This window comes from Streptomyces sp. GSL17-111, from assembly GCF_037911585.1.
In the GTDB taxonomy this organism is placed as follows: Bacteria; Actinomycetota; Actinomycetes; order Streptomycetales; family Streptomycetaceae; genus Streptomyces.
On record NZ_JBAJNS010000001.1, the window covers coordinates 358835 to 372858 of the forward strand.

12 protein-coding genes and 1 pseudogene are annotated in these 14024 nt (G+C 75.0%); 4 read left to right on the forward strand and 9 right to left on the reverse strand.

Annotated elements, in window-relative coordinates; translation table 11 throughout:
• Positions 1-181: 181 nt before the first annotated feature.
• From V6D49_RS01680 to V6D49_RS01705, 6 genes and pseudogenes are all read right to left on the reverse strand, one after another.
• Entirely contained in the window at positions 182-1375 is a 1194-nt protein-coding gene (locus V6D49_RS01680; RefSeq protein WP_340556435.1) for a cytochrome P450, read from the reverse strand.
• Complete coding sequence (locus V6D49_RS01685; protein ID WP_340556437.1) at positions 1372-1995, reverse strand: GTP-binding protein; 624 nt, start codon at positions 1993-1995, stop codon at positions 1372-1374. The genes V6D49_RS01680 and V6D49_RS01685 overlap by 4 nt, the downstream gene beginning before the upstream one ends.
• A complete protein-coding gene (locus V6D49_RS01690; protein ID WP_340556439.1) occupies positions 1973-2335 on the reverse strand; it encodes a DUF742 domain-containing protein in 363 nt (120 codons plus the stop codon). The genes V6D49_RS01685 and V6D49_RS01690 overlap by 23 nt, the downstream gene beginning before the upstream one ends.
• Positions 2316-2739: pseudogene (locus V6D49_RS01695) on the reverse strand (roadblock/LC7 domain-containing protein); the annotation flags it as partial. The pseudogene V6D49_RS01695 and the gene V6D49_RS01690, both read right to left, overlap by 20 nt.
• A complete protein-coding gene (locus V6D49_RS01700; protein WP_340556443.1) occupies positions 2736-4304 on the reverse strand; it encodes an ATP-binding protein in 1569 nt (522 codons plus the stop codon). The gene V6D49_RS01700 and the pseudogene V6D49_RS01695, both read right to left, overlap by 4 nt.
• A gap of 96 nt (positions 4305-4400) precedes the next feature.
• Complete coding sequence (locus tag V6D49_RS01705; RefSeq protein ID WP_340556444.1) at positions 4401-5372, reverse strand: MBL fold metallo-hydrolase; 972 nt, start codon at positions 5370-5372, stop codon at positions 4401-4403.
• 170 nt (positions 5373-5542) lie between these two features.
• Here V6D49_RS01705 and V6D49_RS01710 point away from each other — a divergent pair, with 170 nt between their 5' ends.
• Positions 5543-6964 carry a DUF2252 domain-containing protein gene (locus tag V6D49_RS01710; protein WP_340556446.1) on the forward strand — a complete coding sequence of 474 codons (1422 nt, stop codon included), beginning with the start codon at positions 5543-5545 and terminating at the stop codon, positions 6962-6964.
• A 135-nt stretch (positions 6965-7099) separates the two neighbouring features.
• Positions 7100-8611: a MocR-like pyridoxine biosynthesis transcription factor PdxR gene (pdxR, locus tag V6D49_RS01715; RefSeq protein ID WP_340563611.1), complete on the forward strand. Its 1512-nt coding sequence runs from the start codon at positions 7100-7102 to the stop codon at positions 8609-8611.
• A gap of 42 nt (positions 8612-8653) precedes the next feature.
• Here pdxR and V6D49_RS01720 read toward each other — a convergent pair whose 3' ends face one another.
• Positions 8654-10936, reverse strand: coding sequence for a catalase (locus V6D49_RS01720; protein ID WP_340556448.1), 2283 nt, complete (start codon positions 10934-10936; stop codon positions 8654-8656).
• The gene (locus V6D49_RS01725; protein WP_340556450.1) at positions 10915-11472 is read right to left on the reverse strand and encodes a hypothetical protein; all 558 of its coding nucleotides are present in this window, start codon (positions 11470-11472) and stop codon (positions 10915-10917) included. The genes V6D49_RS01720 and V6D49_RS01725 overlap by 22 nt, the downstream gene beginning before the upstream one ends.
• Before the next feature lie 249 nt (positions 11473-11721).
• On the opposite strand from V6D49_RS01725, the gene V6D49_RS01730 reads away from it, so the two are divergent.
• Complete coding sequence (locus V6D49_RS01730; RefSeq protein WP_340556451.1) at positions 11722-12696, forward strand: SDR family oxidoreductase; 975 nt, start codon at positions 11722-11724, stop codon at positions 12694-12696.
• A gap of 120 nt (positions 12697-12816) precedes the next feature.
• Here V6D49_RS01730 and V6D49_RS01735 read toward each other — a convergent pair whose 3' ends face one another.
• On the reverse strand, positions 12817-13233 hold the full coding sequence (locus V6D49_RS01735) for a DUF2795 domain-containing protein (RefSeq protein WP_340556453.1): 417 nt from the start codon (positions 13231-13233) through the stop codon (positions 12817-12819).
• Between the two features lie 227 nt (positions 13234-13460).
• Here V6D49_RS01735 and V6D49_RS01740 point away from each other — a divergent pair, with 227 nt between their 5' ends.
• The gene (locus V6D49_RS01740) at positions 13461-14021 is read left to right on the forward strand and encodes a hemerythrin domain-containing protein (RefSeq protein WP_340556455.1); all 561 of its coding nucleotides are present in this window, start codon (positions 13461-13463) and stop codon (positions 14019-14021) included.
• The last annotated feature ends 3 nt before the right edge of the window (positions 14022-14024 follow it).

The following is a 14024-nucleotide window of genomic DNA, read 5'->3' on the forward strand; positions in this document are numbered from 1 at the left end:
TCGATTGTTTCTGCTCGAAGCTAGCTTGTTTCGAGCATAACCGAGCACTCCAGTAGGGGGAACCGGTCTGCACCCGACCCGGCTCGCGCGTGGGTGCGGAGGACCCCGCCCGGCGTCCGGGCACACCGAAGCAGCCGCGCGGCGCGGCGCAGCACGGCACGGCGTCGACGCCCGGGGGCGGTCAGACGGCGAGCGGCGTGAAGCGGACGGGGAGATGGGTAAGGGCGCGGTGGAAGGGGCCCGGACGCCAGATCAGCTCGTCGCCGGGCACCGCCAGCTCCATGTCGCACAGCTGGCCGGTGAGCTGCTCGACGGCAGTCATGGCGATGAGCAGGGCCGGCTGCCGCGCGGGGCAGCGGTGCGGACCCGCGCCCCAGGCGAGGTGGGCGCTCTGGCCCGACCGGACGTCGCGCTCACCGGCGCCGGGGGCGGCCTCGGCGTTGGCCGCGGCGTAGGAGACCAGCACGGGCTCACCGGCCCGCAGCCGGTGGCCGTGGAACTCCAGGTCCTGGCGGGGGTAGTGGGCCGAGAAGGAGCTGAGCGGGGGGTCGCGCCACAGCACGTCGTCGATCGCCTCGCGCGCCGTCGTCGCACCGCCCAGGACGGAACCGGCGGCCTGCGGGCTGCTCAGGAGGTGGAACAGGGCGTTGCCGATGAGGTTCGTCGTCGGTTCGTGCCCCGCGCTCATGGTGAGGGTGATCTGGCGGACCGTCTCGTCGTTGTCCAGGTCGGCGCGGTGCCGCAGGAAGTACGACGTCAGATCCCTGCGCGGGGCGGCGCGGCGGTCGGCCACCAGGTCGGTGACGACGGCGACGAGGTCGGCGTAGGCCGCGGCGGCCTGTTCCCGTGACTCCAGCATCCCCGCCATGCCGGCCACCAGGCGTTCGCTGTCCTCGGGCGGCACACCGAACCAGGTGTTGAAGACGTGCAGCGGCAACTGCCGGGCGTAGCCGTGGATGAGATCGGCGGTACCGGTGGCGGCGAAGCGGGCGACGAGCTGCCGGGCCACCTCGGTGACCTGGGACTGCAGCACGTGCGGCTGGATGAACGCCAGAGTGTCGTTGATGGCCCGGCGGTAGCGGGCGTGGACCTCACCGTCGCTGAACAGGGCCGTCGGGCGGTAGCCGAGCATGGGCAGGATGGGCGAGTCCGGTGGCAGCGTCGCCTGCCACCGGCGCGGGTCGCGGGTGAAGCGGTGCTCGTCGCGCAGCAGGTCCAGTGCCGTCTGGTAGTCCACGACGAGGGTCGCCTCGACCCCGGGGCTCAGCGCGACGCGCGCGAGGGGCCCCTGGGCCCGCAGTCGCGCGTAGTGGCCGTGCGGGTCGGCGGCGAAGGCGGGCCCGTAGAGGGCGAGCGGGGCGGTCTGCGTGGTCACGGTCGGTCCTCCGGTGCGGTCCGGTCGTCCTCGGGCAGGCGCGCCAGCACGTGCTCGCTGAGGGCCACCAGGGCCCGCGCGCATCCGGCCCGCTCCCGGGCGTCGAGCTGGAGGAGGGGCGTGCGCGGGTGCAGGTCCAGGTGCTTGCGCAGCACCTCGTCGGGGTGGTGGGGGGATTCGGGGAAGGTGTTCACCGCCACGACGTACGGCAGGCCCTGCTCCTCCACCAGGTCCATCACCTCGAACGAGTGGTCCAGGCGACGGGTGTCGGCCAGCACGAGGGCGCCGAGGGCGCCGCGCGCGATGTCCTGCCACAGCGGCAGGAAGCGGTGCTGGCCGGGGGTGCCGAACAGGTAGAGGACCAGGTCGTCGTCGAGGGTCAGCCGGCCGAAGTCGGTGGCCACCGTGGTGGTGGTCTTGCCCGGGACGCCGACGAGGTCGTCGTGCGGGGCGCTCGCCTGCGTCATCACCTCCTCGGTGTGCAGCGTGGGGATCTCCGACAGGGTGCGGATGAACGTCGTCTTGCCCACCGCGAAGGGGCCGGTGACGACGATCTTCATCAACGTCTGGTCCCGGTCGGGCAGATAGCCGATGCGGTCAGTGGAGGGCGCGGAGTCCAACGAGGAGCCTCTCGACGAGCGTGCGGTCGATGCGCTGCGCGGGCGGAACGGGGGGACGGATGAGCAGGTGGCCCGACTCGACGAGGTCGGCCGCCAGGAAGACGGCCGCGCTCACGGGGAGCCGCAGGTGTGCGGCGCACTCGACCAGGGTCAGCGGTCCCGGTTGCAGCAGCCGCCACAGCCGGTGGTGCTCCTGGCCGAACCCGTCCGACGGCGTGCTGTCGGACCGGGTGAGGATCGCCAGCCGGTCGTACCCAGCCGCCCGGCGGCCGGCCGGTGCGGCCCGGCCGCCGGTCACCAGGTAGGCGGGGACCAGCCGGCGGCCGGGCGGCGGCTTCACTGCTCCCGGGCCGGTGCGCCGAGCGCCCTGGACATCGCCGCCACCTGGACCTGCATCTGGTAGGCGATGTTGCCCAACTGGGCCTCCGGGCCGGCGTACACGGCCAGTGACGTGTTGCGGCCCGCCGGGACGATGATGGCGAAACCGTTCTCCGACTCCACCACCGTCTGCGCCAGGCGCGGTGCCTCCTCACCGGTGAAGGCCGTGGTGAACGCGCGGGCGGCCGCGTGGAGGGTGGCGCCCATGGCGGCGACGCGCTCACCGGCCGCCCGGTCCAGTGAGGCGGACGCGCCCTCCACCAGGCCGTCACCGGTCGCGATCACGGCGTGCAGGACTCCGGGCAGCTCCAGGAGCGGCTCCAGCACCCAGGACAGGTCTTCTCTGATCTCGCCGGTCGCGCTCAACGCTCGTCGTCTCCTTCGTGGCTGTGCCTGATCGGGGCGGCGCCGGACGCCGCACTGGTGTCCGCCGCGTGCGCGGTGTCGGACCGGGGCGCGGTGTCGGCGCCCGCCCCGGCCGCGCTGCGGCCGTCGGTCGTGCCCTCCTGGAGCGCCGCCCAACGGGCCGCCGCCTGCTCGGGTGTCCGGACGGGGGGTGTGGTGTCCTCGTTCCCCGTCTCGGCCTGGCCGGAGGCGGCACCGGGCCGGGGCGAGCGGCGTCGGCGCGTGGGCAGGGAAGCGGAGCCGCCCGCCGGGGGCGGTGCGGTCGGCGCCTCGGCTGGCGGCGCGGAGGCCCTCGCGGGCTCGGCGGGCTCGGCGGCGGGCGGCTCACCGGGGGCCTCACCTGGGCCTTCACCTGGGCCGTCGTCAGGGCCGGGGGCCCGCCGGACGGGGGCGGGCCGCACCGGCTCGGGCGTGAGGACGGAGAGGTCGTGCTCGGTGTCCACCAACGTGAGCAGGTGGTCGGGCACGCGGACGATGGCCCGCACCCCGCCGTACGGCGAGGGCTCGACGTGGCAGGCGAAACCGTACTGCCGGGCCAGCTTGCCGATGACCGCGAAGCCGGTCTGCGGTGGGTTGCCGAGCTCGGTGAGCAGGACGCCGGAAGGACCGTCGAGCAGGCGGCGGGCCCGGTCGAGCTGGTCGGTGTCGATACCGATGCCCGCGTCGTCGATGACCACCACCGCGCCCTGTCCGCCCTGCTGGACGGTCACGGGGATCTCCGTCTCGGGGTGCGAGTAGGCCGTGGCGTTGGCGAGGAGTTCCGCGAAGGTGATGACCAGGGGCTCGGCGGCGCGGGCGGCGACGGCGAGCCGCTGCTCCCGCAGATGGTTCGCGATCTTGACGCGCCCGTACCCCGGCACCCGGGACTGCGCGCCGAGCAGCGTCTCGACGAGGGGGGAGTCGGTCCGCGCGAGTCCCGGCCACGCCTCGCACAGCACGGCCGTCGCCTGGATGCGGCGCAGGGCCAGTTCGTTGCGGAAGTCCAGCTCCAGCAGCCTGGGGTCGTCGTGCTCGTGCTGGAGCCGCGTCAGGAGGTTCTGCGCCTGGTGCAACAGGGTCTGCACCTTCGCGGTGGCACCGCGCATGGCCGCCCGCGCCGCCGCGTCCACCCGGGCGCGCTCGTCGAGGACGGCCGTGGTGCAGGCGGTCAGCACCGCTTCCATGGCCCGGCCCGCCTCCGCGCCGGGACGGTCGCGGTGGAGGGGCCCGGGCGGCGTGAGGTCGGGGTGGACGAGGGCGAGCGCGGCGGCCGGAACGCGTTCGGCGGCCAGGTGCCCCAGCTCCTCCGTGAGCTCCCGGGTCGACCGCTCGGCGACGGCGGCCCGTTCCTCCGCACGCGTCACTGCGGCCTGCAGCCCGGCGAGCTGCCGGTCCCGCTCGGCCAGGTGCGCGGCGTGCTGCGCGGCCGTCCCCTCCGCCGCCTCGGCCCGCCGCAGCGCGTACTGCCGCGCCCGGGCCAGGCCGAGGGCGGCGAGGACGGCGGCCAGGGCGACGGCCGACGCCGTGACCAGCGCGATCTCAGTCATGAACACTTCCTTGAACCGGCCCTGCGGGCCGTGCTGTCCGTGCTGTCCTAACGGTCCGGGCCGGGGTTCTCCCGCGCTTCCCGGGCCGCGGTCCGGTCAGGTCTCCAGCTCCGCGGCGAGCGCCGCGACCTCACCGAACAGGTCGAGGACGTTGGGCGTTTCGGCCGGACCGAGGTGACGGTATTCGGTACCGATGGTGATGACCAGACGTTCGGGCAGGGCCAGTTCGGGGAAGCGGTTCTCCGCCACGACCCGGCGGGCGGCTTCGAGCGCCGGGACGCCCTCCTTGTGGAAGGCGTGGGCACGCTCACGCACGTAGCCGAGATAGCCGATGTGGTCGCGCACTCCGGCCCGGTCCAGCACCGGGCCGTGGCCGGGGACGACCGTCTCGGCGCCGGTGGCCAGGACGCGTTCGCAGGCGTCGATGACGCTGCTGAGCGGTCCCGCCCAGTGCACCGCGTGGTCGCCGGGCCGCCGGGCGGTGGAGGCGAAGATGACGTCGCCGCAGAAGACGGTCCCCTGCCCCGGCAGGTGGACCATGAGGTCGCCGGTCGTGTGGGCGGGCGGCAGCGCCGTCAGGCGCACCTCGTGCTCGCCGACGCGGAACTCCAACTCGCCCCGGAACAGGGTGGTGGGCCGCACGGGATCGGTGTCGGACCAGTCGAAGACGCCGAAGTGCCGTTTGAGGTAGGAGCCCAGCGGAGTGGCGGGGTCGCCGCCCTGCACGAGGGCGTGCTGCTGTCGCGGGTCGGGCTCGAAGTGGGTGTGCTCCAGGGCCTCGCGGGTGGCGATCAGTTCGGCGTCCGGGACGATGCCCGACCCCCAGAAGTGGTCGCCGTTGGCGTGGGTGACGACGACGCGGTCGACGCCGACCCCGGGCGGCAGCAGGCTCCGGCTCGCGGCGAGGAACTCGGCCGCCCGGTTCCGGTCGTAGGGCGTGTCGATCCACAGCGCGGTGTCGTCACCGACGAGCAGCCCGCAGTTGGCCAGCCCCCATCCCCGCCGGGGCGGGAGCCAGGCGTACAGCGCGTCGTCGAGTCGCTCCAGATGAGCCGCGGAAGTCGTCATACGGGCAATTATGGCTTCCTTACGATCAGTTGAGGATACGGAGCCGTCAACCGGTGGCATACCGGCGGACCGGCGCCATGGACGGCCGCTCCCGGCCGCTTCACCCGGCCGGACACGGACGGTACGGTCGGAGCCGTCGAGATACACAGTGCGTACAGGGGGTGGCCGGGATGACGGCTTTCGGCGGGCGGATTCCGGTGGTGGAGGGCTTCGCGGAGCGTGCCGGGACGGGGGCGTGGCCGTCGCCCAAGCAGGCGGGCAAGGCGCTGCGGGAGCGCGTGCCCCGCTCCGCCCACGGAACGGTGGGGGCCCGCGTGCTCGACGGCGCACGGCCGGACGCGGTACAGGCGGTCGAGGAGTCGAGCCGGGGCCGCGTGCCCGAGTTGGCCCCGATCCGGGTCGGGCGCATGGCGGCGTCCCCCTTCGCGTTCCTCCGGGGCTCCGCGGGGCTCATGGCGCACGACCTCGCGGCCACGCCGGTGACCGGCGTGGCCGCGCAGCTCTGCGGAGACGCGCACGCGGCGAACTTCGGTCTCTACGCGGACGCGCGGGGCGGCCTCGTCATCGACCTCAACGACTTCGACGAGACCGTCGTCGGCCCCTGGGAGTGGGACGTCAAGCGGCTGGCGGCCTCGCTCGTGCTCGCGGGTCGGGCCGGCGGCGTCGACGAGGACGCCTGCCGGGCGGCGGCCTTCGACGCCGTGGGCGCGTACCGGCGGACGATGCGCCTGCTCGCCAGGCTTCCCGCGCTGGAGGCGTGGAACGCGATCGCCGACGAGGAGCTCGTCTCGCACACCGACGCCCGCGACCTGCTCGGCACCCTGGAGCGGGTGGCGGGCAAGGCCCGCCGGAACACCAGCGCCCGGTTCGCCGCCCGGTCCACCGAGGAGGACCCGGACGGCGGGCGGCGGTTCGTGGACGCCCCTCCGGTGCTGCGGCGGGTGCCGGACGCGGAGGCGGCCGCCGTCACGACGGCACTGGGCGCGTACCTGGAGACCGTCGCCGAGGAGTTCCTGCCGCTGCTCGCCCGGTACGGCGTGCACGACGTGGCGTTCCGGGTGGTGGGCACGGGGAGTGTGGGGACGCGGTCCTACGTGGTGCTGCTGCTCGACCACCGGGGTGAGCCACTGGTCCTGCAGGTGAAGGAGGCCCGCCCGTCGGTCCTCGTGCCGCATCTGGCGCACGCCGGTTTCGCCGTGCCGGAGGTGGACCACGAGGGGCGCCGGGTCGTGGCGGGGCAGCGGCGGATGCAGGTCGTCAGCGACATCCTGCTGGGCTGGACGACGGTCGACGGACGCCCCTTCCAGGTGCGGCAGTTCCGCAACCGCAAGGGCAGCGTCGACCCGGCGGCCCTGACCGCCGACCAGCTGGACGACTACGGGCGGATGACCGGCGCCCTGCTGGCCCGCGCCCACGCCCACGCCCACAGCGCCGACCCCCGGCTGCTGGCCGGCTACTGCGGGAAGAACGAGGAGCTGGACGAGGCCGTGACCGCCTTCGCCGTGGCCTACGCGAACCGCACCGAGGCCGATCACGCCGACCTGGTGGCGGCGGTCAAGAGCGGCCGGCTGGCGGCCGAACTGGGGGTGTGAGGCCGGGCCCGCCGCCCCGCGCGCCTCACACCCGCACGTGGGGGCGCGCGGCCAGGACGGGCACGGTCAGCACCGGAGCCGTGGGGGGCGTCGGCTCGGTGGCGTCGGCCTCGCTGTCACCATGGCCCGGTGGACATGTCCAAAGACGCCCCGGACGAGGGGTCCGAACCGGGGGCCGCGGACTTCCTCCAGCTCGACGCCGAGGAGGCGCCCCGGGGCGGGCTGGCCGACTGGCTGGCCGCCCGCCTGCGCCAGGCGGTCCGCGACGGCCGGCTCCCGGTGGGCGGCAGACTGCCGGCCACCCGCGTGCTGGCGGCGGAGCTGCGGGTCTCGCGGGGCGTGGTGACGGAGGCCTACCGGCGGCTCGTCGAGGACGGCCACGCCGCCGGGCGCGGACGCAACGGCACCGTGATCGTCGCCGCTCCGGTCGGCGTGCCGGGCCCGGCCACGACGGCGGACGCCCGGTCCGCTCCCCCGGGGCGGCCGCCGTCGCCCCGCGCGCTCTTCGCAGTCCCACCCGGCCCCGAGGTCTTCGAGGCGCTTCGTTCCGTTCCCGCCCGGATCGACCTCTCACCGGGCCGGCCCGACCTGGCGGCCTTCCCCCGGGCCGCCTGGCTGCGCGCGGAGCGGGCCCTGCTCGGCGGGCTCGCCGCCCCCGAACTGGGGTACGGCGATCCGCACGGCGCCCCGCGCTTCCGCCGGGCGGTCGCCGACTGGCTGGCCCGCAACCGGGGCGTCCGGGCGGAGCCGGAGGAGATCGTCGTCGTGGGCGGTGTGGCCCAGGCGCTCGCCCTGCTGGCGCAGGTGCTGCGCGCCCGGGGCACGGCGGAGGTCGCCGTGGAGGATCCGGGTTCGCTCGGCGTCCGGCAGCAGCTGTCCGGGTGGGGCATGGCCACGCCCCCGGTACCGGTGGACGCGGACGGCCTGCGGGTGGACGCCCTGCGCCGGTCGGGGGCGCCCGCCGTCCTGGTCACGCCCGCCCACCAGTTCCCGACCGGCGTGGTCCTGAGCGGGCACCGCCGGGGGCAGCTCGTGGAGTGGGCCGCCGACGGCGGGCTGGTGGTCGAGGACGACTACGACGCCGAGCACCGCTACGGCCGCCCGCCCGTGGCGGCGCTCCGCTCCCTGCTCCCGGACCACGTCTGCTACACGGGGAGCGTCTCCAAGCTGCTGGCCCCGGCGCTGCGGGTGGGTTGGCTCCTGGTACCCCGCCACCTGCACGACGACGTCGTCGCCGCCAAACGGCTGACGGACCTCGGCAACGCCCTGCTGCCGCAGCTCGTCCTCGCCCGGCTCATGGAGTCGGGCGATCTGGAGCGGCATCTGCGGGCGTTGCGCCGACGGCACCGGCGGCGCCGGGACGTGATGATCGAGGCGCTGGCCGAGCACCTGCCCGGCGCGGTGGTGCACGGCACGGCGGCCGGGCTGCACCTCCTGGTGACGTTCGACGGCCGCGTCCGCGACACGGACGTCGCGGCGGAGGCGCTGGTGCGCGGTGTCAAGGCGCAGCCCCTGGCGTGGCACGCGATGCGGCCGACGGGACCGGGGCTGGTGCTCGGCTACGCGGCGTGCACGGCGACGGAGATCCGCGAGGGCGTCGCCGTGCTCGCACGCGTGGTGCGGGACCTGCGCCGAGCCGGGGCCTGAACGAAGCCGGGCCCGGGCCCGCGCCGAGCCGCCCCGGGCCGGTCACACGGTCGCGGGGAAGCGGTCCCAGACGCGGTGCCGGGCCAGCAGCCGGGTGACCTCGTCCAGGACGCCGGCCGGGTCGCCACCGGTCACCACTCCGGGCCCGCCCGGCGTGATGCCGGCCGCCCGCAGGGCCTCCTCGGCGTCCGCCCAGCCGCCGACGGCCTTGGCGTGCCGGTACGCCTCGGCGACCAGCAGCAGGACGCGCGGGTCGGTGGCGGACCGGCCGCCGTCGCCCGCCTTGGCGTCGCGGGCACCGTGCGCGTCGTCGCCCGGCGCCGGGTTCCCGGCGAGCAGGACGGCGTCGAACTCCACGGAGCGGGCCGTCGCGAAGGTCCGCTGCACGGTGACGGGATCACCGTCGCCGTCGGTGAGCTCCCCTCCGGTGGGGGCGATGACCAGCGGCACCATGTCCGCGTCGAAGACGGCCCGGCGCAGCGCCCGCACGCCCGCCAGGTCGCTCCCCGCGTCGGCGACGATCCCGACGACGCGTCCCGCCACCGGCCATTCCTTGCCGACCTGGGAGAGCGCCGGGCTCGGCTCGACGGACGCCAGCGGCTCGGAGGGTTCGGGGGCCGGCATGCCGAGCCCCTTGGCGACCTCCGCGCACAGCCGGGGGTCGATGTGGGCGAGCGTGCGCAGCGCGCGTTCCTTCACGGCGTTCTCGTAGCACTTGCCCAGCTCGAAGGAGTAGGCGGCGATGACGTGCTCCTGCTCGACGGGCGTGAGGCTGAGCCAGAAGCGGCGCGGGTGGCTGAAGTGGTCGGCGAAGGACGCGGGGGCCTCGCGCACCTTCGACGACTCCGCGATCGGCACCGGCACCTCGACGTAGCCCCCGGCCTCGGGTCCGGCGAGGAACGGGCAGCCGCCGTCGAGCGAGTTGGGATGGTAGGGCGCGACCCCGCGGTGCACGGCGTCCTGGTGCAGCCCGTCGCGGGTCATGTCGTTGATCGGCGCGTGGGGGCGGTTGACCGGGATCTGCGCGAAGTTCGGACCGCCCAGCCGGGTGATCTGGGTGTCGAGGTAGGAGAAGAGGCGGCCCGCGAGCAGCGGGTCGTCGGTGACGTCGATCCCGGGCACCAGGTGGCCGGGGTGGAAGGCGGCCTGCTCGGTCTCGGCGAAGTAGTTGCTCGGGTTGGCGTCGAGGGTGAGCAGTCCGATCGGCTGCACGGGCGCCAGCTCCTCGGGCACGATCTTCGTCGGGTCGAGCAGGTCGATGCCCTCGAAGGTCTGCTCGGGGGTGTCGGGGAAGACCTGCACCCCGAGCTCCCACTGCGGGTAGGCGCCCGCCTCGATGGCGTCGGCCAGGTCCCGCCGGTGGAAGTCGGGGTCCGCGCCGTTGATGAGCTGGGCCTCCTCCCACACCAGGGAGTGCACGCCGAGCTTGGGTTTCCAGTGGAACTTCACCAGCGTCGTGGCGCCCTCGGCGTTCACGAACCGGAAGGTGTGGATCCCGAAGCCCTCCATCATCCGGTAGGAGCGGGGGATGCCCCGGTCGGACATGTTCCACAGCGTGTGGTGCGTGGCCTCGGTGTGCAGGGAGACGAAGTCCCAGAAGGTGTCGTGGGCGCTCTGGGCCTGCGGGATCTCCCGGTCCGGGTGCGGCTTGCCGGCGTGGATGACGTCGGGGAACTTGATGGCGTCCTGGATGAAGAAGACCGGGATGTTGTTGCCCACCAGGTCGAAGACGCCCTCGCCGGTGTAGAACTTCGTGGCGAACCCGCGAGTGTCCCGCACGGTGTCGGACGAGCCGCGCGAGCCGAGCACCGTCGAGAAGCGCACGAACACCGGCGTCTCCACGCCCTTGCCGAGGAACGCCGCCTTCGTGAGGTGCGCGGCCGTGCCGTATCCCTGGAAGAACCCGTGGGCGGCGGCGCCCCGCGCGTGCACGACGCGCTCGGGGATGCGTTCGTGGTCGAAGTGGGTGATCTTCTCGCGCAGGTGGTGGTCCTGGAGCAGGACGGGGCCGCGCGCTCCGGCCTTCAGCGAGTGGTCGGTGTCCGGCAGCCGCAGTCCCTGAGCGGTGGTCAGCCGCTCGCCGCGCTGGGCCACGGCCGCCCGGTCCACGCCGGTCGGTTCGCCGGTGGGGCTACGGGTCTCCGGACCGCGCTGGTCCGGCTTCGGCGGCAGCGGCCCGCGGGGGCGGGTCGGCTCCTCCAGCGACGGCGGCTCGGGAGCCGGCCGACCGGGGATCCCGTCCTCCCCGGCGACCTGGCGCACGGCGGCCCGGGCCTTCTCGGCCGCCTTGTCCGCAGCGGCCTTCACGGGATTCGGCTTGTCCATCGTTCCTCCGCACCTCGGTACAGCAACGGCACTTCAAGTGACCGGGGGCCGTGGCGCCGAAACGGGGTGGGCGGGAATCTCACCCGGCCGACGCGGCCCGCGCCGGCGGGCCCTTGCGGCGTGGCGCCCACCTCCTGCTCGGGCCCGGGCCGCCGCCCGCCGACCGGGAGCTGGTCATCCTGCGGGGCGCCGCCAACGGTCGGAGCCGGACGCGGAGGGGTGAGCCCGGAGCGCCCGCGCCCGGGCGCCCGCTCCTCCGCTGCAGCAGGTCGCGGCCGTGGAGGGAACAGCGCGCCGCCGAGGAACGCGCTGAGGAACCAGGGGGTGAGGACGGCACGGTTCACGTGCCGCATCGCCTGGACGAAGGCGGCGTCCTCCACCCGGCGCAGTCCGGGCATCTTGGCGTGGGAGAAGCGGGCGAAGAGACCGGCCACCAGGCCGGTCGTCAGCGCGGCGGCCAGCGGGGCCGCCGCGCGCACGGTGCGCGGGGACACCGTTGGCCCGGACGCGTCCGGGCCAACGGCGGTGAGGCTCACTGCCGAACCTCGGGCGGGACGGCCGTGCGCCGCGCCTCCCGCCGTGCGGTCCGCAGCGACGCGCGTCGTTCCACCTCCCCGCAGGGTGGCTCCGAACGGGCCGGTGGAAACCACTCGATTTCCTCCGGCTCCACCACGGGGCGCTTCGACCGGACGAATCGGGCGCTTGGCCGGACCGGCCACGGGTACCCGCCGTGGTCCGCGGGCCGGGGCGGCCCGCGCGGACGTGCGGGTCAAGGAGGTCAGAACATGCGGGTTCGCGGTTCCGTGGTGGTGGTGACGGGGGCGTCCGGCGGCATCGGCCGGGCGACGGCGAAGGCCTTCGCCGGGAAGGGGTGCGACGTCGTCCTGGCCGCCCGGCGCGTCCGGGCGTTGCGGGCGGCGGCCGAGGAGTGCGAGCGGGGGCGCGGCGCGCGCACCCTGGTCGTGCCCACCGACGTGACCGACAACCAGGAGGTGGCGTGGCTGGCGCACCGGACCCTGGAGGAGTTCGGCCGCATCGACGTGTGGGTGAACTGCGCCGCCGTCTCCGTCTTCGGCCCGTTCCAGGAGGTGCCGCTGCGCGACGTCCGCACGGTGCTGGACGTCAACGTGCTCGGGTCCGTGCACGGCGCCCGCTCCGCGTTGCGGGTCATGCGGGAGCAGGGAAGCGGCACGCTGATCAACGTCTCCTCCGTCGTCGGCGAGGTGAGCCAGCCCTACACCCACGCCTACGGCATGTCCAAGGCCGCCGTCCGTTCGCTCGGTGCGAGCCTGCGCCAGGAGCTGCTCCTGGAGCGGGAGAGGAACGTCCACGTGTGCACCGTGCTGCCCCCGACCGTCGACACGCCCCTCTTCCAGCACGCCGCGAACTACACGGGCCGCGAGGTGCTGGCCATGCCCCCGGTCCACAGCCCCGAACGGGTGGCCCGCGCCATCGTGAGCCTCGCGGCGAAGCCGCGCCGGGAGCTCGTGGTCGGGGCGTCCGCCCGCTCCCTGGTGCGCGGCGCGCGGCTCCGTCCGGCACGGGCCGAACGGCTGATGGCCCGCCAGGTCGACCGGCGGCACCTGTCCCGGCGGCGGACGGCCCACGCCGGGCACGGGAACCTGTACCAGCCGGCAGCCGGGGAGGGCGCGGTGCACGGCGGCTGGCGCGGTCGCCGACGCAGGGCCGTGCGCCGGGCCGTGCTCGCGACGGCGCTGTTGTGGGCCGCCGCGGCCTGCGGGCGGGCGCTGGCCCGCTGACGGGCCCGGCGCGGGCGGGCGGGGGGCGGGACCCGAGACGCGCGGCGGGCCCCGGTGCACCGGACGTGCTCGGTGCAGCGGGGCCCGGTCCGCGCGGTCCGGTGTGGCGGGGAGGGCCGGTCAGGTCCGGCGTTGCTCGGTCCCGAGGCCGAGGGCGCGCATGATGTCCTGGACGTTGCCGAAGGTGTGTCCCGCCGGGAGTTCGGCGGCGAGGTCGACGAGGCGGTCCGGTGCGTTGTTGCCCCGGAGCGTGCGCAGGATGGCGTCGCGCTCGGCCGGATAGACGCTGATGCCGAGGTGGCGCGCCAGTTCGTTGCGAAGCTCGACGTCGTCCGCGCCCATGCCGGGAGGCGTGCCGCCGGTCAGGGTCGTGTCGGGGGCCCGGTCGGTCTCGGGCTGGTCCTCCCCGGAGGGCTCGGCCTCCCGCGCCTCGTCCGCGCGGGGGGAGCGGCCGGCCCGCAGCTCCCCCCGCAGCTCCTCCTTGGCCGCGTCGTCCCTCATCGCCCCGCGCTTGCCTGGTCCGTGCTCCGTGGTCATCGGCCTCTCTCCTCCGGAGGCGGGCGAGTCGGCCGGCGACAGGTGCCGTGGGGCCGTCTCACCGCCGTGCAGCGTTGTGACGCCGCGGAGTACCCGGGCCCGGCCCACCGAAACGATCGCCGCGGAAGGGTTGACACGGCCCGGGCCGGGGAACCCGCCGCGCTTCGGGCCCGGCGGGGTCCGGAGCACTGACACGTATCACAGCCCCGTTCAAGGAGGACCCCACCATGGGTCACGGCGGAAACGTCATCGACGAGCTGACCACCGACCACCGCGAGGTCGAGGAGCTCTTCGGCCGCATCGACGCGCTGCCGAAGGGCGACGGCGAGCGCAAGCACTACGCGGACGAAGTGACCATCGAGCTCGTGCGCCACTCGGTCGCCGAGGAGGAGTACCTCTACCCGGCCGTGCGGAAGTACGTGCCCGGCGGCGACTCGATCGCGGACAAGGAGCTCGAGGACCACGCCAAGGCCGAGCGGATCCTCAAGGACCTGGAGCGCAGCGAACCCGGTGACGCGGACTTCGACCGGCTGATGTCCCAGCTCATGGACGAGATCCGCGCGCACGTGGCCGACGAGGAGCAGAACCTCTTCCCCGCCCTGCGCGCCTCCACCACCCCCGACATCCTCGACGAGCTGGGCGAGAAGGTGCGGCGGGCCAAGAAGTCCGCGCCCACCCGCCCGCACCCCTCGGCCCCCGACACCCCGCCCGGCAACAAGCTGCTCGGGCCGGCGGCGGGCATGGTCGACCGGATGCGCGACGCCCTCTCGGGCCGCGGCCGGTCCTGAGAC

Bases quoted from the DNA above. Each gene is read 5' to 3' on its own strand.
- V6D49_RS01735 (WP_340556453.1), bottom strand. From the start codon at position 13,233: ATGACCACGGAGCACGGACCAGGCAAGCGCGGGGCGATGAGGGACGAC.
- V6D49_RS01710 (WP_340556446.1), top strand. From the start codon at position 5,543: ATGACGGCTTTCGGCGGGCGGATTCCGGTGGTGGAGGGCTTCGCGGAG.
- V6D49_RS01720 (WP_340556448.1), bottom strand. From the start codon at position 10,936: ATGGACAAGCCGAATCCCGTGAAGGCCGCTGCGGACAAGGCGGCCGAG.
- V6D49_RS01705 (WP_340556444.1), bottom strand. From the start codon at position 5,372: ATGACGACTTCCGCGGCTCATCTGGAGCGACTCGACGACGCGCTGTAC.
- V6D49_RS01700 (WP_340556443.1), bottom strand. From the start codon at position 4,304: ATGACTGAGATCGCGCTGGTCACGGCGTCGGCCGTCGCCCTGGCCGCC.
- pdxR (WP_340563611.1), top strand. From the start codon at position 7,100: ATGTCCAAAGACGCCCCGGACGAGGGGTCCGAACCGGGGGCCGCGGAC.
- V6D49_RS01730 (WP_340556451.1), top strand. From the start codon at position 11,722: ATGCGGGTTCGCGGTTCCGTGGTGGTGGTGACGGGGGCGTCCGGCGGC.
- V6D49_RS01740 (WP_340556455.1), top strand. From the start codon at position 13,461: ATGGGTCACGGCGGAAACGTCATCGACGAGCTGACCACCGACCACCGC.